Source organism: Streptomyces sp. RLA012, assembly GCF_056270325.1.
The window spans coordinates 4,345,640-4,366,586 of record NZ_JBWDPA010000002.1 but is presented as its reverse complement, the minus strand read 5'-3'; the positions used below and the strand labels follow the sequence as shown (position 1 = coordinate 4,366,586).

Sequence of the window (20,947 nt, the reverse complement as noted above, 5' to 3'; positions counted from 1 at the left end):
CCTCAAAGGGGGGCGCCTGGCGGACCAGGTACCCCCTTCATGTCACCAGGAGTTGCACCATGTACGAACTCAGAGGCGTCACCAAGCGCTATACGCGGGGCAAGGAGACGGTCCACGCGCTCGCCGGGGTCGATCTGACCATCGCCGACGGCGACCGGCTCGTCATTCAGGGCCCCACCGGTGGCGGAAAGTCCACCCTTCTGCAGATGCTCGGCGGACTCGACCGGCCCACCGAGGGCAGCGTCGAACTCGACGGCATCGACATGGCGAAACTGTCCGAGGCGAAGCTCACCAAGGTGCGCAGCGAGAACATCGGATTCGTCTTCCAGAGCTTCAACCTGATTCCCACGCTCACCGCCCAGGAGAACGTGGAGACTGCCCTCGTACCCCTGGGTGTGAAGGGGAAGGAGCGGCGGCAACGGGCCGCCGACGCACTGGAGTCGGTGGGGCTCGCCGAGCGGCTCGGGCATCTGCCCGCCGAGCTCTCCGGCGGCCAGCAGCAGCGTGTGGCCATCGCCCGCGCCCTGGTCAAGCAGCCGAAGGTGCTGCTCGCCGACGAGCCCACCGGCAACCTCGACGAGTCGATGCGCGACGAGATCATGGAGGTGCTGGAGACCATGTGGAAGGAGCGCGGGCTCACTTTCATCATGGTCACGCACGATTCCTCGATCGCGAAGAGGGCCCCGCGCCTCGCGACGATCCGCAAGGGGAAGATCTCCGTCAAGGAGAACGCCGGGGCATAAAGAAGCACAAACGGGGAGTGCGGGAGCGTAGCGGAACAAGTCAGTCAACTCTTCACCCTCGCCCCGCTATTGAGGGGTCGTACACCCCCCCGGCATACTTGCGTATTCCGGGGGGTGTAGGCGCATGCGTGCGAGGCTTCCCCCGACCGGATGAATGGGGTTTTCATCCGGACTTCATCTCCAGGGGGAGACTTGCGCAGACAAGTGAAAAGAGCGTGCACCGCGACCGTCGCCACGGCGGCGGCCGTGGCCCTGGCGGCGGGAATGACCAGCCCGGCGTCGGCGAAGGCGGAGCAGGGCGCGGCGGGCACGACCGCGGTCGGCAGGGCGGGGGGCCTCACGGCCAAGCACCGCATCACCCTGATCACCGGCGACCGGGTGGTCGTCGACACCAAGGGACAGGTCGTCGGCTTCGAGCGGGCCAAGGGCCGTGAACACGTACCCGTGCAGATCCGCAAGGCGGGCGGCCACACCCTGGTGGTGCCGCTGGACGCCCAGGCGCTCATAGCCGCCGGCAAGCTGGACCGCCGGCTGTTCGACGTCACCGAACTCGACAAGGCGGCGGTCCGCAAGTCCCAGCAGCGGGGCCTGAAGGTGATCGTCGGCTACCAAGGGGCCGCGGCGGCCGCCAAGGCCGACGTCCGCGACGCGGGCACGCTCCGCCGGTCCCTGAAGTCCCTGAACGCGGACGCGGTGCAGACCCCGCAGAAGGACGCGGCCGAGCTCTGGTCCGCGGTCACCAACGACGGGCGGACGGCTTCCGGCATCGCGCACGTCTGGCTGGACGGGGTGCGCAAGGCCAGCCTCGACAAGTCCGTGCCGCAGATCGGCGCCCCCACGGCGTGGGCCGCCGGTTACGACGGCAAGGGCGTCAAGATCGCCGTGCTGGACACCGGTGTCGACGCGACCCACCCGGACCTCAAGGACCAGGTGATCGCGTCCAAGAACTTCTCCAAGGCCGCCGACGCCACCGACCACGTCGGCCACGGCACGCACGTCGCGTCCATCGCGGCGGGTACCGGCGCCAAGTCCGGCGGCAAGTACAAGGGAGTCGCGCCCGGCGCGAAGATCCTCAACGGCAAGGTCCTCGACGACGCCGGCAGCGGAGACGACTCCGGCATCCTGGCCGGCATGGAGTGGGCGGCCGAACAGGGCGCCGACATCGTCAACCTCAGCCTGGGCGGACAGGACACCCAGGAAGTGGACCCGCTGGAGGCCGAGGTCAACAAGCTCTCGGCCGAGAAGGGCATCCTCTTCGCGATCGCCGCGGGCAACGAGGGTCCCCGGACGATCGGCTCGCCCGGCAGCGCGGACGCCGCGCTCACCGTGGGCGCGGTCGACGACAACGACAAGCTGGCGGACTTCTCCAGCACCGGCCCGCGGGTCGCCGACGGCGCCATCAAGCCCGACGTCACCGCGCCCGGCGTGGACATCACGGCTGCCGCGGCCCCCGGCAGCCTCATCGACCAGCAGGTCGGCGAGAAGCCCGCGGGCTACCTGACCATTTCCGGTACGTCGATGGCGACCCCGCATGTCGCGGGCGCCGCGGCGATCCTCAAGCAGGAGCACCCGGACTGGACGTACACCGAGCTCAAGGCCGCGCTGACGGGCTCCGCGAAGGGCGGCACGTACACGCCGTTCGAGCAGGGTTCGGGCCGGATAGCCGTCGACAAGGCGATCAAGCAGACCGTGATCGCCGACCCGTCGTCGGTGAGCTTCGGCGTCGCGCAGTGGCCGCACACCGCCGACAAGCCGCTGCCCAAGCAGCTGACGTACCGCAACCTCGGTACGAAGGACGTCACCTTGACCCTCGGCGTCTCGGCCACCAACCCCAAGGGCCAGGCGGCCCCCGCGGGCTTCTTCGCCCTCGGTGCCAAGACGCTCACCGTTCCGGCGGACGGGAAGGCGACCGTCGACATCACCGCGAACCCGAAGCTGGGCGGGACGCTCCTGGGCGCGTACTCGGGGTACGTCACGGCGACCGGCGGCGGTCAGTCGGTACGGACGGCGGTGGCGGTCGAGCGCGAGGCGGAGTCGTACAACGTCACCCTGAAGTACATCAACCGCGCCGGTGAGACGCCCACGCACATCACCGACCTGCAGGGCTACGGTTTCGGTGAGGGCGGGGACTATCTGTCGCTGAGCACGGCGGACACCGTGACCCTGCGGGTCCCCAAGGGCAGCTACTTCCTCAACTCCCTTTCCGCGCAGGACCTGGTCACGGCCAAGGGCGGGGTCGACCTGCTGGCCCAGCCCCGGCTGAGCGTCACCAGGAACACCACGGTGACCCTCGACATCCGTACCGCCAAGGGCGCCGACATCACGGTGCCGGACGCGCAGGCGAAGCCGCTGTCGGCGACGCTCGACTACTACGACAACACCACCGGTCTCGGTGGCGCGATCGGTCTGACGTCCTTCAAGGATCTGCGTCTGGCCCATGTGGGCCCGGCGGTCTCCTCCGGTCTGTTCCAGAGCTGGGCCGGACAGTGGAGCAAGGGGGCGGGCGCCGAGTACGACGTCTTCACCGGTACCAAGGTCACCAAGTTCCAGGGCGCGCACGTCAAGCACTACAAGGCGAGCGAGCTGGCCACGGTGAAGACGAACCTCGGCGCGGCGGCCCCCGGCAAGACGGGCGCGGTCACCGCGTGGGGCTATCTGCCCGACGACCAGAGCATGAGCCTCGGGGTCGACCAGAAGCTGCCGAGCTCGCGCACGCTGTACGTGTCCACCGGTGAGAAGGTCCAGTGGTCCTTCGACTTCGAGCAGCACACCGGCACGGACGCCGGCGGGTACCCGATCCTGGACGCCTTCTACACGGAGGCGTACCCGGGGACCCTCAAGGCGGGCAAGAGCTACTCGAAGACGTTCAACAAGGCCGTCTTCGGCCCGAAGATCAACTCGGACTTCGGTGTGTTCCGTGACGGCAACGGCATCTCCGGCTACCTGCCGCTGTTCGCCGACGGAAGCGGCAACCCGGGTTCCTCGCTGTTCACCTCCGTCACGACGACGCTGTACCGCAACGGCAGGAAGGTCGGCTCGAACGACGATCCGCTCTTCGGGGGCGCGGAGTTCACGGTCCCGGCCGCCGAGGCCACGTACAAGCTCACGACCTCGGTCAAGCGCACCGTGAAGGTCGCCGCGGCCTCCACCCGGATCGACGCCAGCTGGACCTTCAAGTCGAAGAAGGCCGACTCCGTCCAGCTGCCCACCTCCACGGTCCGCTTCAACGCCGCGACCGGCCTGGACAGCCGCGTCGAGGCCGGCAAGAAGGTCACGATCCCGCTCACCGTGCAGGGCTCGGCCGCGGGCAGGAACCTCAAGTCGCTGTACGTCTACGTCTCCTACGACTACGGCCAGACCTGGACGATGCTCAAGGTCAAGAGCGGCAAGATCACCGTCAAGAACCCGGCGAAGGGGAAGGGCATCTCCTTCCACGCCAAGATCACGGACAAGAAGGGGAACAAGTCGACGGTGTCGATCTACAACGCGTACTACGGGAAGTGAGCGGTAGTACGTATGAGCGGTAGTACGTAGCTGAGGCCGACGTATCGGCACATCGGCACATCGGCACATCGGTACATCGGCACATCGGTGCACCGGCGTAGCGCAGCAGTGGCGGGCCCTTCGAGAATTCGTTCTCGGAGGGCCCGTTTCGTGGCCCCGGGGGCTGCAGGCGAGCTCTACGGGACCAGGTCGCGGCGGTTCCGGTTGCAGGTTTCGTGGGATGAGGAATATTTGGTCCCAGTTTTCGCGACTGGTCTGGGATCAAGAAAGCACGGACGACCGAGACGAGGGATGCCCCCCAGGGAGCAAGGTCCCGGCCCGCTTCTCGACGGGCGGCCGCCCACGGCGGACCGCCGTGGGCGAGGGCGCCGAACGACTGATTCAGGCCCAGCATCGCCAGAGGGTCCGCCGACGGCGCGGACCGAAGTCTGCGCCGGTACCGCCCGCTCCACGCAGCCGTCCTCTGGCGTCCCTCACTCAGCTGTGCACTCCACGTGACGGAACAGCGGTCGCGCCGCGCACCAGCCGTCCGTGAGCAAAAGCCCCCCGGAAAGGAACATCGGAAACATGTCGACCACGGTAATCCAGCACGTTCTGAACAGGCTGCGGGACATCGGCGTACGTCACGTGTTCGGCGTCCCCGGCGACTACGCCTTCCCCATCGATGACGCGCTGGTCGAGCACCCGGACATCGAGTGGGTCGGCGCCTGCAACGAGCTCAACGCCGCCTACGCCGCCGACGGCTACGCCCGCGTGCACGGCATCGGCGCCGTGTGCACCACGTACGGGGTCGGCGAGCTCAGTGCGATCAACGGCATCGCCGGCGCCTACACCGACCACCTTCCGGTGTTCCACCTGGTCGGAATGCCCAAGATGCCCGTCCAGGCCCACCACTCGCTCGTTCACCACACCCTGGGCAACGGCGAGTTCGACCTCTTCCAGAAGCTGTCCGGGTCGTTGGTCTGCGCGAGCGCCATCATGACCCCGCAGAACGCCGCGGCCGAGACGGAGCGCCTCATCGCGGCGGCGCTCTACCACCGCCGTCCGGTCTACATGGCTTTCCCGGCCGACCTCGCGACCATGGCGGTGGTCGGGGAGGCCCAGCCCATCCCCGCGCCCAAGAGCGACCCCGGACAGGTGGAGGCCGCCGTTCAGGCGATCACCGACATGCTCGGCAAGGCCCGCAGTGCCTGCGTCCTGCCGGGCGTCCTCACGGCGCGTTCCGGCCTCGCTCCCGAGCTGCAGCGGTTCATCGACGCCACCGGTCTGTCCTTCGCCACGATGATGGCCGACAAGGGCGTCCTGGAGGAGGACCAGCCGGCCTACGTCGGCATGTACGACGGCAAGCTCATGAACGAGAACGTCCGCCGCTTCGTCGAGGACAGCGACGTCGTCGTCCTGGTCGGCGCGCTGATGCACGACTTCAACTCCGGGGCGTTCACCGCCAGTCTCGACCCGGCTCGCACGATCGACATCCGCCACCACCACGTCAGCGTCGACGGCATGACGTATCAGAGCGTGGAGATGAAGGACCTGCTCAAGGCTCTGGCCCAAAAGCTCCCCCACAAGGACTGGCCGACCCTGTCGGCTGCGGCGACCCGCATTGCCCCGCCCACCGGCAGCGGCAGTGACTCCATCACCGCCGAGAACCTCTACTCCCGCTGGGAGAGCTTCCTCAAGCCCAACGACATCCTCGTCGCCGAGACCGGAACCGCGTCCCTGGGCATGGTCTTCGCCCGTCTGCCTCAGGGCGCCACGTTCCACAACCAGACCCTGTGGGGCTCCATCGGCTGGGCCACCCCCGCGGCGGTCGGTGCCGCCCACGCCGCCAGAGACGACCAGCGCGTCGTCCTGATCACCGGTGAAGGCTCCCACCAGCTCACCGCCCAGGAGCTCAGCCAGTTCGGACGGTACGGCCTGCGTCCGGTCGTGTTCGTCCTGAACAACCACGGCTACCTGATCGAACGACTCCTGAGCAAGCACCCGGACAGCGAGTACAACGACCTGGCCAACTGGAACTACGCCGAACTGCCGAAGGCCCTCGGCTGCAACGACTGGTACACCGCCCGGGTGACGACCCTCGCCGAGCTCGACGAGGCCATGGACCAGGCCGCCAAGGCAAACACCGGCTGCTACATCGAGGTCATGACGGACACCTACACGGCACCGCCGCTGGCCAACCAGCTCCACGACAACGTGGACACGCTCTACTCCGCCTGATGCGCGTCCGCCCGATCCGCGCCGCGGCACACGGTCACCGAGTTTGTGCCGGTCGGCACGGTCAGCCTGAACGAGCTGAGCCGTCGGGTCGGGCTGGCCAAGTCCAACGTGCTGCGCTACTTCGAGTACGACTTCCGCGCCCAGATCGACACCAACTTCTACGGTGTCGTGAACGTCAGCAAGGCCATGACGCCGATCCTGCGCAAGCAGGGCTCCGGGCACATCTTCCAGGTCTCCTCCGTCGGCGGCCGGATCGGCTCGGTGGGTCTGGCCGCCTATCAGAGCGCCAAGTGGGCGGTCGGCGGTTTCTCCAGCGTCCTCGCCCAGGAGGTCGCCCCCTTCGACGTCAAGGTCACCGTGCTGGAGCCGGGCGGCATGCGCACCGACTGGGCCGGCTCCTCCGTGGCCGTCCCCCCGATCAGCGAGCCCTACCGGCCCACTGTCGGCGCCTTCGCCGACATGCTCAGGAACCCCGATCCCGAGGCCGCCGCGGCAAACTCGGCCGACCCCGCCCGGGTCGCCCGGACCGTCGTGGACCTGGCCGGCCGCGACGACGCTCCCGTCCGCCTCCTGCTGGCAAGGACGCCGTCCAGTACGCCGGGGCCGCGGCCCCGGCCCTCGCCGACTCCGACGAGATGTGGCGCAAGGTCTCCGAGTCCGTCTGGAACTGACCATCCCCTTCACCAGGGCGGCCAGCCGCTCACCCGGCCGGGCCGCGACAGCACCTCAATGCGGCCCGGTTGTGTGGGTGGGGCGCAGACGATCGCCTCGGTTGTCTTGCTCTTCCTGTACCTCGGCCAGCCCCTCACCGAGGGCCGTGGCGCCCGCATGATCCATGGGTTGATCTTTACTTTTGTTTAATTTCTTTGCGAGTTCAAGGCTCTTCTTTGGTGGGTGCGATGGGATTCCCTTGGGATTCAATGACCATTCGATGTGGATAGGCAGTGCTTTTCTTTGCTCCTCCCGGGGTGGGCGATGATCTGAATTGGTCCGATCTGCGCCCCTGATATGTGATTGACAGAAAGTCGCGATCCGGGATTTGATCACTCGGCTGTAAAGATTCTGTGACCACGGGGTGGGGGCTATGGGGCGGGCTGGAGTGTGCCGTGTTGCAGGCGTGAGGCGGCGTGGGAGACGCATGCCGACGAGTCGTGTCTGGCTGGCGGCATCGGTGCTTGTGGTGCAGTTGCTGGGCACGGTCGGCGCTCAGGCGAATGCCGCCATCCCGCAAGGCGGCTCATCGGCCACGTCCGACGGTGGTGACCTGTCGCCCGAAGCCGCCGCGTCGCAAAAGGCGGCATCGTCGGGCTTACCGGTAGAGGTGGGTGAGGAGACGACTCCCACGCAGTTGGTCACGGCCCAGCCGGACGGCATGTTCACGGTCGAGTTGGATCCGGAGCCGGTGCGGGCGAAGCAGGCGTCGGGTTGGGTGCCGGTTGACACCGACCTGAAGGTGATGCCTTCCGGGCGACTGGCGCCGAAGGCCGCCGCGGCGGACATCACCTTCTCCGGAGGAGGTTCGGGTGCGCCTCTGGCGAGGATCACCCGGGACGGGAAGACATACAGCGTCAGTTCCCCGTGGACGTTGCCGACGCCCACGGTGTCGGGTTCTACGGCCACTTATAGAGATGTCATGTTCGGGACAGATCTCGTGGTGCAGGCCATGCCGGACGGCTTTAGCGAGAACCTGGTGGTCAAATCCCGCGAGGCGGCTCAGAGCGCGGATCTTTCGAGCATTCGCTTCCCCGTCTCGGTCGACGGGGTCTCCGCGCACGACACGCACGCCGGCGGCGCCGCGTTCGTGGACGATCAAGGGCACCCCGTGTTCACCACGGGCAACGCGCTGATGTACGACTCGTCGACGGTTTCCGGGGCGGGCGCGAGCGCGGCGACGGTCTCGAAAGCGTCGTACACCGTGACGGCTGCCACCGCCGAGGCCGTGAACGCTGATCTCAGCGCTGTGAACGGCCCTGTTCCGGGTGCCAGATCGATGGCGATGGACGTGACGGTCGCGGACGACGCGCTGACCTTGAAACCGGACCAGTCGTTCCTCGACGACCCCGACACCACCTACCCCGTGGTGCTGGACCCCCAGACGACCAGCGCGTCGCTCTCGGGCTGGACGACGGTGTGGTCGAGCGCGCCTTCGACGTCGTTCTGGAAGACCTCGCACGCGCTGGGCGTCGGTTATGACGCGTGGGTGGACAACAAGAAGGCGCGTTCCTTCTACCAGTTCGATACGCACACCCTGGGGGGCAAGAAGATCCTTTCGGCGACCTTCACCGCTTTGGAGGTGTGGTCGGCGAACTGCACGGACAAGCCGGTCGAGCTGTGGCGCACCGGGTCGATCTCGTCGTCGACGAAGTGGTCCGCGCCGCCGTCGTGGGCCGCGCACATCGACACCGTGACGACCGCCAAGGGCTACTCGGCCTCCTGCCCGGGCGGGAACGTGTCCTTCGACGCGACGAGCGCGGTGAGCTACACCGCGGGCAAGTCCGCGTCGACCACGACCCTCGGTCTGCAGGCCAGTGACGAGAGCGACGCGATCGCCTGGAAGCAGTTCGCCTCGCCGTCGGAGCACAAGCCCACGCTCTCGGTGACGTTCGTGTCCAAACCCAGCACTCCCGCCGGTGTGAAGATGTCAAACCCGAGCCTGGCGTGTGCGTCGACCAGAGACACCGCCGTCGTCACCCGGGATACGACGCCCACTCTTGCAGCCGCGCCGAAGTCGTCCGACGGTTCGCAGTCCACGCTGCGCCCGAACTTCGAGGTGTACAAGTACGACCCCAATGTCGCCGACCCCCTGGCCGGCTCGGGCAGTCCGTCCGCGTGGACGACGTCGGGCACGGCGGGGACGTGGACGACTCCGACGCTGGCCAATGGGCAGACGTACTGGTTCCGGGCCCGCAGTCAGTACAAGTACTCCTTCGACGGCACGACCGGGTACATGTATTCGGCCTGGTCCTCGGGATGCTGGTTCACGATCGACACCTCGCGTCCCGTCCCGCCGGACGTGGATTCGACGGCCTATCCGGAGTGCGCCAGCCCGGAATCCCCCGACGACTGCACGGAGTATGGCGGTGTGGGTGTGCCCGGTTCGTTCACGCTCAAGGCCAACGGGGCGTCCGATGTCGTCAAGTACACGTATCAGCTGAACGACAACCCCGTGCAGACCAAGACCTTCACGACGGCGACGACCGGTTACACCCGCACCTTCGCACCCGACATGCGGGGAGTGAACACCCTCACGGTCCGGACCTGGGACTCGGCGGGGAACGGGTCGGACAGTTACACCTACAGCTTCAAAGTCGCGGCAGGTGCCGGACCCGTAGACCAGTGGTCGATGGACGACACCGGCTCCACGGCGGCCGACTCCGTCGGAGGCAAGGACGCGACTCTGACCGGCGGGGCGGCCTGGACCGACAAGGCCAGACTTGGCAAGGCCTTGCAGGGCAACGGCACTACGGCGTACGCGGCCACGACCTCCTCGGCGCTGGACACGACCAAGAGCTTCACGGTCTCCGCGTGGGTCCGGCTGACGGGCAACTCCCACAACGCCGTCGCAGTCGCCCAGTCGGGGACCAACGGATCTGCGTTCGCTCTGTACTACTCGACCTCCTACCAGGCGTGGATCTTCAACCGGTACACCTCCGACGTCGCCTCGCCGACGATCGTCCGGTCGATCTCGACCGCTACCCCGGAAGTCGGCGTCTGGACAAACGTGATGGGCGTGTACGACGCGCAGGAGCAGACCATTCAGCTCTACGTCAACGGCGTGCCGCAAGGCGATCCTGTCTCCTTCACCACTCCGTGGCAGGCCAATGGCGGGATACAGATCGCCAGAGGACAGGCGGGCGCCGCCTTCACCGACTACTTCCCCGGCCAGGTCGACGAGGTGGTGGCCTGGAACCGGATCCTGTCCGAGGAGGAGATCGCCGATCTCCAGGCGATGACCAGCGCGACCGGCCAGGCACAGCCGGCTCTTGCCGCCGAGTGGAGCATGGAGGAGACCTCGGGCACCAGCGCCTCGGACTCCTCCGGATACGGCCACACGGCCACTGTCGCCGCCGGCGGCACCTGGACCAGCGACATCGACGGGGCCAAGGGCAACGTTCTGTCCCTGAACGGAACGGCCACGGCCAACGCCACCGCTTCCGGTCCGATCGTGGACTCCCAGGGCGACTTCACTGTTGCGGCCTGGGCCAAGCTCGACGCCACGGCGCTGTCCGACACCACCGTGGCCCATCATATGCGGATCGCCACCCAGTCCGGCGGCGTACGTGATTCGTGGGGCCTCTGGTACGACCAGGCCGCAGGCTCCGCACAGGGCATGTGGGTGTTCGGCCGCACCACGGCCGACGCCACCAGCGGCTCGCTCGTCAAGGTTCCCGCCAGCATCTCAGCGGCCCAGCTCGTCGATCCGGGCGCATGGACCCTGGTGACCGGCGTCCATGACGGTGCCCACCACCAGCTGTTCCTCTATGTCAACGGGATCCGGCAGGGCGCCCAGGGCGACGACGACACCAAGGACGACACCGGCGACGGCATCGTCTTCGATGCCCCCTGGCAGGCGACCGGCACGTTCAACATCGGCCGCGGACGGATCAGCACGGGCGTGTACAGCGACTACGCCAACAGCCTCGTGGACGACGTGCGGGTGTGGACGGGTGTGATGTCCGCCGGCGCCATTGACCAGCTCTACATCAAGGAAGTGCCTGGACCGCTGTGACGGCGGACCAGTCGCAGCAGCGCAGCACGGCTTCGGCGGACTTACACACAAGCGGTTTCATGCATACGGGGAGTGCAGTCATGGGTGGGTTACGGCGTACGCGGCTGTGGATCGTCGCTGTCACAGCGAGCGCGCTGGTGGCCACGGGGCTGGGCACCGCCCCTGCCGTTTGGGCGACCCAGCGGCACGGGCACCACACCGTGCACACCCCGGCGGTCAAAGACGGCACCGCTGTGGCCTTCAAAGCCAAGAAGGCCACGAAGAACGACCCGGCCCGAGCGGCTGCCGCCCGAACGGCCGAGCAACTGGCCAAGCCCACCGTCTGGCCGACCGCTTCCGCCGTGACCCTGCCCGTGGCGGGGAAGGCGGCTCTCGCCAAGAGCACCGCTGTCGGCAAGCTACCGCTCAGGGTGAGTGCCCCGGCCACCGGGGCGGCTCCGGCCAAGGTGGCGGTCCGGGTAGCCGCGCACAAGACGGCGACCGACCTCGGCATCCACGGCACCGTGCTGTCGCTCGCTCGCGCCGACGGGATCAAGGTCGCGGGGCAAGACCCAGCTGACCCTGGACTACTCCGGCTTCGCCAACGCCTACGGCGGTGACTACGCCTCCAGGCTCTCCCTGGTGCGCCTCCCCGCCTGTGCGCTCACCACCCCGGCCCTGAAGAAGTGCCGGACCACAACGCCGGTCGCGACGAAGAACGACATCGAGCACCACACCCTGACCGCTACCGCCCCGGTCAGTGCTTCCGCCGTGACGGCCCTCGCCGCGACCGCCGACGCCAAGTCCGGCGCCGGCTCCTACCAGGCGACGTCCCTCAACCCGTCCGCCGCCTGGAACGCGGGTGGCTCCAGCGGTGACTTCACCTGGTCGTACCCGCTCGCCGTGCCGCCCTCCAACGGCGGTCCGGCCCCCAGCCTGTCCCTCACATACGACGCGCAGAGTGTCGACGGCCGACTGCCGTCCACCAACAACCAGCCGTCCTGGGTCGGCGAGGGCTTCGACCTCTCCACGTCCTACATCGAGCGCTCGTACGACTCCTGCGACGACGACGGCCAGTCGGGCAAGAACGACGAGTGCTGGGCGAACGACAACGCCACCCTGGTCCTCGGCGGCAAGTCCAGTCCCCTGATCAAGAGCAGCACCGGCGACTGGCACCCCAAGACCGACGACGGCGAGCGCGTCGTCCACTCCACCGGTGCCACCAACGGCGACAACGACGGCGAGTTCTGGACCGTCACCACCCAGGACGGCACCCAGTACGTCTTTGGCAAGAACCAGCTCCCCGGCTGGACCACCGGCGCCGCCGTCACCAACTCCGCCTACACCGTCCCGGTCTTCGGCGACGACCCGCTTGAGCCCGGGTACGACAAGGGCACCACGTTCTCCGGCCGGTCGCTCACCCAGGCCTGGCGCTGGAACCTGGACTACGTGGTGGACCCGCACGGCAACGCGATGTCGTACTGGTACACCAAGGAGACCAACTACTACGCGCAGAACGGCACCACGACCGCCAACGGCACGGTCTACGACCGAGGTGGCTACCTCAAGCGGATCGACTACGGGATCACCGCCTCCACCGTCTTCGGCACCGCTCCCGCCCAGGTCAACTTCACCACCGCGGAACGCTGCCTGGTGACGAGCAGCGAGGACTGCTCCTCGCTCACTTCCACCACCGCCGCCCACTGGCCGGACGTGCCGTACGACCAGATCTGCGCCTCCGGCAAGGTGTGCGACGCGACCGGTCCGACGTTCTTCTCCCGCAGACGCCTCACCGGTGTCACCACCAGCGTCTGGGACGCGAAACTGGCCACCCCCGCCTACCGTGACGTCGACTCCTGGGCGCTGGGCCAGTCCTTCCCCGACCCCGGTGACGGCACCTCCGCCGGACTGTGGCTGAAGTCCATCACCCGTACAGGCAAGGACGGCTCGACCACGGCCATGCCGCCGGTCACTTTCGAGGGCATCCAGCTCTTCAACCGGGTCGACACCACGCACGACAACATCGCCGCACTGGTCAAGTGGCGGGTACGCAAGGTCATCTCGGAGACAGGCTCGATCCTCACCGTCAACTACTCCGACCCGCAGTGCGTCGCGGGCACCACCATGCCAGGCGGCCCGGACTCGGACACCCTGCGCTGCTTCCCCACGTACTGGCAGCCGCCGTTCACGACGGACCCACAACTGGACTGGTTCCACAAGTACGTCGTCACACAGGTCACGGAGTCGGATCCGACCGGTGGCGCGCCGCTGAAGGAGACCGACTACACCTACAACGGCTCACCGGCCTGGCACTACGACAGCGACAACGTCACCGCCCCCGCCAAACGCAAGACCTGGTCCGTGTGGCGCGGCTACGGCAGCGTCACCACGACGACGGGTGACGTGCAGTCCACCCGGACCAGGACCGTGGCCACCTACTTCCGCGGCATGGACGGCGACAAGCAGTCCGACGGCACCACCCGCAGTGCGAAGGTCACCGACTCCACCGGTACCTCGGTCACCGACTCCGATCCCCTGGCCGGCACGGTCCGTGAGTCGATCACCTACAACGGCAGTGCCGAGGTCTCCGGCACCATCACCGACCAGTGGATCCACCAGACCGGCTCGGACGGCACCCGCAGCGCCAACTTCACCCGCGCCCACGCCGTCCACACCCGCACCGACCTGTCCTCCGGCGGTACCCGCAACACCACCGTCACCACGACCTACGACGACACGACCGGGGCGGCGCTCACGGTGGACGACGCGGGCGACGACGCCGTCAGCGGCGACGAGCAGTGCACCCGCACCACCCTCGCGAGCAACACCACCGACTGGCTGATGGGCTTCCCCGTACGGGCCGAGACCGTCGACGTCGCCTGTGGCGCCGCCACGAGCCGCCCGGACGACGTGGTCTCCGACGTACGCACCCTCTACGACAGCCAGGCCTACGGCGTCGCCCCGAAGCTCGGTGACGAGACATCCACCCAGCGGATGACCTCCTACAGCAGTGGCAGCCCGGTGTACCAGACGGTCTCCACCAGCGCCTATGACGCCCAGGGACGGATCCACTCCGTCAAGGACGCCGACCAGAACACCACCACCACCGACTACGTGCCGGTCACCGGCGGCCCGCTGACCAGCACGGTCACCACGGACGCCAAGGGCTACGCGACCACCACCAACTACGACCCCGCCCACGGCACCGCCACCTCCGTCATCGACCCGAACATCAAGCGCACCGACTACGCCTACGACGGCCTCGGCCGCCTCACCGGGCTCTGGCTGGCCAACCGCTCCAAGTCCTCGAACCAGACCGCGAGCCTCGTCTACAGCTACTCGATCTCCAACACCGCGGCCTCGGTGGTGTCCACCGGCAAGCTCAACAACGACGGCACAACCTACGACACCACCTACGCGCTGTACGACGCGATGCTGCGCCCCCGCCAGACGCAGACCCCCGCCCCGGGCGGCGGGCGCGTCATCGCGGAGAGCAAGTACGACAGCCGCGGCCTGGCCGTCGAGTCCGACGCCGACTACACGGACGCCACTTCCCCGTCCGGCACCCTGGCCACCATCACCTCGGCGGTTCCCTCCCAGACGCTGACCACGTACGACGGTGCGGGCCGCGCCACGGCGGCCGACTACTACGCCGTCGGCACCAAGCGCTGGACGACCTCCACCGCGTACGGCGGTGACCGCACCACCGTCACCCCGCCCAAGGGTGGCATCGCCACCACGACCCTGACCGACACCCTCGGCCGCACCACCGAGACCCGGCAGTACGACAGCGGCAGCCCGTCCGGCTCGTACACGTCCATCAAGTACACCTACGACGCGAAAAGCCGGCTGAAGGAAGTCGTCGACGACGACGGCAACACCTGGTCGTATGGCTATGACCTGATGGGCCGCAAGACCGGCTCCACCGACCCGGACACCGGCAGCACCAGCACCGTGTACAACGAGCTCGACCAGGTCGCCTCCACCACCACCGCAGTCGGCACGAAGGACGAGAAGACCCTCAGCTACACCTACGACGTCCTCGGTCGCAAGACCGGCATGTACGACGGCACCACCCAGGACGCCGCCCATCAGCTCGCCAGATGGACCTACGACTCCCTGGTCAAGGGTCGGCCGACCTCCTCGATCCGCTATGTCGGAGGCTCCGGCACCACCGGCAAGTCCTACATCAGCCAGGTCGGTGCCTACGACTCCCTGTACCGGCCGACCCTGACCCGGGTCACCATCCCCCAGGTCACCGGCGAGGAGTCCCTGGCGGGCTCGTACACCTCGTCGATCGGCTACAACCTCGACGGCACCGTCCAGTTGACCTCCGACCCCGCGGCCGGCGGCCTGCCCGCGGAATCCCTGGAGTACGGCTACAACGACCTCGGAATGCCGACCACGCTGAGCAGCAACGCCAGCGGCTACGTCCAGGACACCGGCTACACCAAGCTGAGCGACATCGGGCAGATCACCCTCGGGGTCTCCTCCGCCGACACCGCCAAGTGGCTGCAGATCACCAACACCTACGAGAACGGCACCCGCCGTCTGTCGCGCGAACTCGTCACGGACGACACGCACACGGCTCCCGTCCAGGACACCTCCTACGCCTACGACGAGGCGGGCAACCCGACCAAGGTCGCGACCCACGCGGATGCCACCGACGACGTCCAGTGCTACCGCTACGACGGCCACGACCGCCTCACCGAGGCCTGGACCGCCACCGACGGCTGCTCCGCCGACCCGTCCACCGCCGTCCTCGGCGGCCCGGCGCCCTACTGGCAGAGCTACGCCTACGACGACCTCGGCAACCGCAAGACCCAGATCACCCATGCGACGGCCGCCGGCGGCAACGACACCACCACGAACTACGTCTACCCGCCCAAGGGCACCAGCCAGGCCCACACCCTGACCTCGTCGACCACCGTCACCGGCAGCACCACGACCAGCAACTCGTACACGTACGACGCTTCGGGCAACACCCACACCCGCACCCTCAACGGCAAGACCCAGAACCTCGACTGGGACGGCGAGGGCCACCTCGCCAAGGCCACCAACGCCGACGGCACGTCGGCCTCCTACCTCTACGACGCCGACGGCAACCGGCTGCTCTCCCGAGACGACTCCGGCACCACGCTCTACCTCGGCGACACCGAAGTCCACCTCGCCAAGGGCACCTCGACGACCACCGGTACCCGCTACTACAGCTGGGCCGGCCAGACCGTCGCGGTCCGCACCAGTTCCGGCAGCCTTCAGTGGCAGGTCACGGACGCCCACGACACCGCCGAAACCGCCGTCGATGCCCCCACCCAGACCGCGACCCGCCGCCGCCTCGACCCCTTCGGCAACGCCCGCGGCACCCAGCCCACCTCCGGCGCCTGGCTCGGCGACAAGGGCTTCGTCAACGGCATCCAGGACACCACGACCGGCCTGACCCACCTCGGCGCCCGCGAATACGACCCGACAATCGGCCGTTTCGTCTCCGACGACCCCGTCCTCGAACTGACCGACGCCCAGCAGATCGACGGCTACACGTACGCGGCCGACAACCCGGTGACCGGCAGCGACCCCACCGGGCTCATGAACGTACCGGACCCCGGTGGCGATGGGGGCTGCCCCACCACCGGATGCCCGGGGGCACCTTCCACCACGAGCGGCGACGGCGGCACCCATCACGGTGGTAGCGGCGGCGGAAGCTCCCACCACAGCTGCGGCTGGTCGGTCTCCTGCCACCTGTCCCATGCCGGCCACAAGCTGTACAACGCCGTCAAGCAGCACCCGGTCATCGCCGCTGTGGTGGCCACCGCGGTTGTTGTCGGTGTCGTCGCCTGCGTCGTCGCCACAGCAGGTGGTTGCGGAGCCGTGCTCGTGGCCGGCGCCGAGGGGTTCACCGCGGGTGCCGAATCGGGCAGCCTCGGGGTCGCCGCGGTCAACGCGTCCGTCGGGATCATCGGCCAAGGCGGCGCTGTCGTCGCCGGATCATCGGCCATCGCGGGGGCGGGAGCGGCAGCGGTCGCCGAAGGAGCCGAAACCGCTGCCGCATCCAAAGCTGCTCATGAAACGGGTGCTGCCTCAGCCGGCACCCGCGCGGCGGAGATGTCCGACGCCCCACCTGCTGACAACTACACTCCCGGTGGGGGCGCCATCAGGCATACGCGGACTTCGACGTCCATTGGATCGGACCAGGCGACAATGAGCGTACGAGAGCACACCAAGAATGCTGGCCACCATGACGTGATCGTGCATGGATCGAAACGCGGAGTGCTGGGTGTGGACGGGCAGGATACAAACCCGCTTCAGATAGTCGAGGCAGTTCGAGGAAATCCCAATTACGAAGGGGGATGTGTGAGGCTCCTTGTCTGTCATTCAGGGATATCCGGAGTGGGGCAAGACGTTGCCAACGGATTGGGTGTGCCGGTCTGGGCGCCTACCACCAAGGTTGGAGTTATGCCCAGTCTGGGGTTGCAGGAGCCGTTCCTAGAGCCCTCCGGGACTTGGCGGATGTTTCTTCCGATGGCAAGGGGTGCGCATTAATAATGCGTAGGGTCGGATTTGTTCGAGAGTTCTTTGAGGGGCCGGTTAGCCTTCCGGGGATCAATGAAATCGCGCGCTCTGATTCCGTCGAGTGGCAGAGGGATGCTCCTCTTGTCGTCTCATATCTTTCCAGCTCGCCGGTAATTGTTGAATTTACCGAGACCGAACAGTGTTTGCTCGGCTGTGGTGAGAATCTTGTGGGCTGCTCGTCACTTTTCACCGACGGATCCTGGGTTTGGCGTGGAGACCTCGCGCATTATGTGGGGCGCCATGGCGTGGAGCTGCCGGCGGAATTCATTGAGCGGATGCAAAGGTTTGAATGGCATCCGCCCGTCGACGCTGTCGATGCGTCGCTGGCGCGCTCGGCAATACAGGTCGCATGGCAGGTCGTCTAATGAGTGGGGTAGCTGTGGTAAATCGTGAGGGCGTTGAGAGGGTCCCTTCCATGGTTGCCAGGGCGATGGGGAGGCAGTGGTACAGAGACCACTTGGCCGGTATGGACCCGTTGCGGGGAACGCGGCCGGACGGGGCGCTGGTGGAGTACGTCGTGGATGTGGGTGCGGCAGTGGGCGCGACCGGCACTCCGGTGTTAGTGCTGGCCCCTCACGGGCGCAGGGTCGCGGCGCGGCTGGTGGATACGGTGATCGCGTCCGTGTTCGCGTTCCTCGGCTTCATCCTGGTGGCGGAGTCAACTGACGGCGCCGCACTGTTGGTTCTGGTGCCAGTGGGGTTCATGGCCGGTGGGCTGGTCTATTGCGTGCCTTTGGTGCACTGGTGGGGTGCGACCGTCGGCAAACGGATATTCGGGCTGCGAGTGGTCCGACTGTGGTCGGACGGGACGCTGTCGCCCTCATGGAGAGACGCGTTCATCCGGGAGTTCGACAAGGCTGCTTTTTTGTCGATTCCGGTACTGAATCTGTTGGTTGGCGCGATCTTCCTGGCCCAGATGTCCAAGGATCGGGCTTCGTATCATCAGAGCAAGCTGGACCGCGCGGCGCGTACCGTCCTGGTGCGGTGGCCGGCGGTTGCGGGAGTGGGGGATTGATGGGGCAGGGGATGAAGGCGGTGCGGCGTTCTGCGGGGACGGAGACCGCGTTTGACGTGCTGCTGCGGTGGGCGTGGATCCGGCGGCGTACGCCCGCGCAGGACATCGAGGACTTCAAGAACGGGCAGCCGCTTCAGGTTGTGGGGTTCACGAAAAGCATTGCTGGGGCGGCTGTGGTCTCGGTCGGCCGAGGCAAGCCGATCGCGCGGCTTCGGCAGGGGTAATCTGCGTCTCGCTGTGGGGGAGGCGCCGGTGTGGAGCGACCGGCGGGGAGACAGGAGCGCGACCCTGAAGGCGCCCTTCGGGCTCAAGCTCACCGGCGAAAAGGTGCCCATGGCGCCGAAGTTCGAGCGCTATGAACTCGTTGCGGCCGACGGTACGTACGACCTGGCCGTTCCGACGAAGGACGGGGAGCTTGTGCGGTACGTCTTCGGGCAGGCGCAGGGGCTCACCTGAGTGTGTGCCGGCTGGTGATGGAGTCAGTTGGTGGCTCGGCGGGCAGCGGAGCACGGTGGCCCTCGCCTTCCAGTTCGCACCAGACCGTCTTGCTGCCCTCGCCCTGTCGCACACCCCACCGCAGGGTGAGCGCGTCCAGTAGGGCGAGGCCGCGTCCGGACTCGTCGGCCGGGGTGGCGTGCAGGAGTACGGGGAGGGCGCGCGGGTCGGGGTCGGTGACCTCGATCCTGGTGTGGTCGGCGTGCGTGCCGCCCGTAATACGGACGGTCACTGGTGTGCCCTTTCCCGCGTGGTCGATGACGTTGGTGACCAACTCGCTGACGTACAGCTGGACTTCGCCCCGGAGTCGGGTGCGGCGGCGGGCGGGGGCATCGCAGTGGGGGTTGCCGCTTGTCTTTTCGACCTGGCGGCGTGAGCAGGAAGGCGCGTAGCGGACAGAACCCCCTGGACACTCTCATCAAGCAGCACGTGGTGCCGGTTATGAAGGTGGCCGGTTTTGCGAAGAAGGGGAGGACCTTCACCCTGGCGGTCCCGCATGGCGATCGCCTGGTGATGCGGTTCGACACCCACGCGGTCGACCCGGACCGGTACGTCTTCGACGTCAGATTCTGGATCGTGCCGTTGCCTCACTGGGAGTTCATCACCCGGCAGTACGCCAATGCGCCCGCGCCCGACGCCAGCGGCGCCCTGGCGACCTGCCCGGTGATGCCGCCGGCCGAGGTCGCGCACCAGCCGGAGGAGGAGGACCCGTTCCGGACCCGCTGGGCCTTCGCCGAGCCGCAGACCCGGGACGCATGCGGCCGGGAACTGGCGCGCGTCCTCACTGATGGGGCTCTGCCGCGTATGACGCGCCTGCTGGATCGCAGGACCCTGCTGGAGGAGACCCGCACCAATCCCAACGGCAAGTTGGTCCGGCTGTGGGGCGCCCTCCCGAGCGAGATCGTGTTGCGCGTCGACGCCGATCATTCCAGTTCATGATCGGCACTGCCAAGGTCATGACCTTCCCCGATGCCCCGCCGCTGGTTTACACGGAGTCGCTGCACAGTGGAGACACCATCGACGAACCGGCGCTCGTGGAGGAGTACCGCAAGTCGTACGATCGGCTCAGGGCCGTCGCGCTGTCACCGGAGGCGTCCCTGGCCATGATCAGGGCGGCGGCAGAGGAATACCGAAATGGCAGGCAACCAGATCGACTTGAGTGGCGCTCGATGGAGTAGGAGCAGCTACAGCAACGGCAGCGGTGGCAACTGTGTAGAGGTGGGGAGCGACTTTCCCGGCTCCGCCGTCTGGCGCAAGTCCAGCTACAGCAACGGTTCCGGCGGGGACTGCGTGGAAGTCGCCGATGGCCTTCCGGGCCTCGTCCCCGTACGTGACTCCAAGGTCCCCCAGGGGTCGGCCCTCATGCTCCCCGCGTACGCCTGGGCCCCCTTCGTCGCGGCCCTCAAGAGCGACGAACCGACCTCCTGAACGAGGGAGTAGCCGCGGCTTCGAGGGGGTCCGGGGAGTTTTGCCCACGGTCCCGGCAACGACTTCTCCTCCTTCAATCCGTGCGGGGCACCCAAACCAATGGACCGCCTGAGCCGTCTCCAGCGATTGATCAGCGAGCGATGCAGATCCATGCGCGTGCGTACATGGCCGGCTCTTGCCGCCGAGCAATCGGTGTGGAGGAGCCTCGCCCCGGTGGCCTCCACTCGGATAATTGCGCGCACTCGGCCGGCCGTTGACGTAGAGTGG

At 67.5% G+C, this 20,947-nt stretch carries 14 protein-coding genes; 13 read left to right on the top strand and 1 reads right to left on the bottom strand.

Annotated elements, in window-relative coordinates; genetic code table 11:
- Positions 1-59: 59 nt before the first annotated feature.
- The 10 genes from RV986_RS19680 (at position 60) to RV986_RS19635 (ending at position 19,213) form a co-directional block, all read left to right on the top strand.
- On the top strand, positions 60-743 hold the full coding sequence (locus RV986_RS19680; RefSeq protein ID WP_475918672.1) for an ABC transporter ATP-binding protein: 684 nt from the start codon (positions 60-62) through the stop codon (positions 741-743).
- A gap of 204 nt (positions 744-947) precedes the next feature.
- On the top strand, positions 948-4,247 hold the full coding sequence (locus tag RV986_RS19675; protein ID WP_475918671.1) for a S8 family peptidase: 3,300 nt from the start codon (positions 948-950) through the stop codon (positions 4,245-4,247).
- A gap of 567 nt (positions 4,248-4,814) precedes the next feature.
- A complete protein-coding gene (locus RV986_RS19670) occupies positions 4,815-6,467 on the top strand; it encodes an alpha-keto acid decarboxylase family protein (protein ID WP_475918670.1) in 1,653 nt (550 codons plus the stop codon).
- A gap of 45 nt (positions 6,468-6,512) precedes the next feature.
- Positions 6,513-7,328 carry an SDR family NAD(P)-dependent oxidoreductase gene (locus RV986_RS19665; RefSeq protein WP_475918669.1) on the top strand — a complete coding sequence of 272 codons (816 nt, stop codon included), beginning with the start codon at positions 6,513-6,515 and terminating at the stop codon, positions 7,326-7,328.
- Positions 7,329-7,605: 277 nt separating this feature from the next.
- Positions 7,606-11,196 carry a LamG-like jellyroll fold domain-containing protein gene (locus RV986_RS19660; RefSeq protein WP_475918668.1) on the top strand — a complete coding sequence of 1,197 codons (3,591 nt, stop codon included), beginning with the start codon at positions 7,606-7,608 and terminating at the stop codon, positions 11,194-11,196.
- An 80-nt stretch (positions 11,197-11,276) separates the two neighbouring features.
- Entirely contained in the window at positions 11,277-11,795 is a 519-nt protein-coding gene (locus RV986_RS19655) for a hypothetical protein (protein WP_475918667.1), read from the top strand.
- 22 nt (positions 11,796-11,817) lie between these two features.
- Positions 11,818-17,712, top strand: a complete 5,895-nt coding sequence (locus RV986_RS19650; protein WP_475918666.1) for an RHS repeat-associated core domain-containing protein — start codon at positions 11,818-11,820, stop codon at positions 17,710-17,712.
- A gap of 2 nt (positions 17,713-17,714) precedes the next feature.
- Positions 17,715-18,107 carry a hypothetical protein gene (locus tag RV986_RS19645; RefSeq protein WP_475918665.1) on the top strand — a complete coding sequence of 131 codons (393 nt, stop codon included), beginning with the start codon at positions 17,715-17,717 and terminating at the stop codon, positions 18,105-18,107.
- 101 nt (positions 18,108-18,208) lie between these two features.
- Positions 18,209-18,757 carry an RDD family protein gene (locus RV986_RS19640; RefSeq protein ID WP_475924337.1) on the top strand — a complete coding sequence of 183 codons (549 nt, stop codon included), beginning with the start codon at positions 18,209-18,211 and terminating at the stop codon, positions 18,755-18,757.
- Positions 18,758-19,009: 252 nt separating this feature from the next.
- The gene (locus RV986_RS19635) at positions 19,010-19,213 is read left to right on the top strand and encodes a hypothetical protein (protein ID WP_475918664.1); all 204 of its coding nucleotides are present in this window, start codon (positions 19,010-19,012) and stop codon (positions 19,211-19,213) included.
- Here RV986_RS19635 and RV986_RS19630 read toward each other — a convergent pair.
- On the bottom strand, positions 19,206-19,526 hold the full coding sequence (locus tag RV986_RS19630; RefSeq protein WP_475918663.1) for an ATP-binding protein: 321 nt from the start codon (positions 19,524-19,526) through the stop codon (positions 19,206-19,208). The genes RV986_RS19635 and RV986_RS19630 overlap by 8 nt on opposite strands.
- Positions 19,527-19,693: 167 nt before the next feature.
- Here RV986_RS19630 and RV986_RS19625 point away from each other — a divergent pair, with 167 nt between their 5' ends.
- The 3 genes from RV986_RS19625 to RV986_RS19615 are packed head-to-tail and all read left to right on the top strand — an operon-like array spanning position 19,694 to position 20,680.
- On the top strand, positions 19,694-20,191 hold the full coding sequence (locus RV986_RS19625) for a hypothetical protein (RefSeq protein WP_475918662.1): 498 nt from the start codon (positions 19,694-19,696) through the stop codon (positions 20,189-20,191).
- On the top strand, positions 20,188-20,430 hold the full coding sequence (locus tag RV986_RS19620; protein WP_475918661.1) for a Scr1 family TA system antitoxin-like transcriptional regulator: 243 nt from the start codon (positions 20,188-20,190) through the stop codon (positions 20,428-20,430). Before RV986_RS19625 ends, RV986_RS19620 begins: the two co-directional genes overlap by 4 nt.
- Positions 20,387-20,680 (top strand): DUF397 domain-containing protein, encoded by a 294-nt coding sequence (locus RV986_RS19615; RefSeq protein WP_475918660.1) that lies wholly within the window; start codon positions 20,387-20,389, stop codon positions 20,678-20,680. The genes RV986_RS19620 and RV986_RS19615 overlap by 44 nt, the downstream gene beginning before the upstream one ends.
- Positions 20,681-20,947: the final 267 nt, after the last annotated feature.

Excerpts from the sequence above, each read along its gene's own strand:
- RV986_RS19680 (WP_475918672.1), top strand. The coding sequence starts at position 60 with ATGTACGAACTCAGAGGCGTCACCAAGCGCTATACGCGGGGCAAGGAG.
- RV986_RS19670 (WP_475918670.1), top strand. The coding sequence starts at position 4,815 with ATGTCGACCACGGTAATCCAGCACGTTCTGAACAGGCTGCGGGACATC.
- RV986_RS19660 (WP_475918668.1), top strand. The coding sequence starts at position 7,606 with ATGCCGACGAGTCGTGTCTGGCTGGCGGCATCGGTGCTTGTGGTGCAG.
- RV986_RS19655 (WP_475918667.1), top strand. The coding sequence starts at position 11,277 with ATGGGTGGGTTACGGCGTACGCGGCTGTGGATCGTCGCTGTCACAGCG.
- RV986_RS19645 (WP_475918665.1), top strand. The coding sequence starts at position 17,715 with ATGCGTAGGGTCGGATTTGTTCGAGAGTTCTTTGAGGGGCCGGTTAGC.
- RV986_RS19640 (WP_475924337.1), top strand. The coding sequence starts at position 18,209 with ATGGACCCGTTGCGGGGAACGCGGCCGGACGGGGCGCTGGTGGAGTAC.
- RV986_RS19625 (WP_475918662.1), top strand. The coding sequence starts at position 19,694 with ATGAAGGTGGCCGGTTTTGCGAAGAAGGGGAGGACCTTCACCCTGGCG.
- RV986_RS19620 (WP_475918661.1), top strand. The coding sequence starts at position 20,188 with ATGATCGGCACTGCCAAGGTCATGACCTTCCCCGATGCCCCGCCGCTG.
- RV986_RS19615 (WP_475918660.1), top strand. The coding sequence starts at position 20,387 with ATGGCAGGCAACCAGATCGACTTGAGTGGCGCTCGATGGAGTAGGAGC.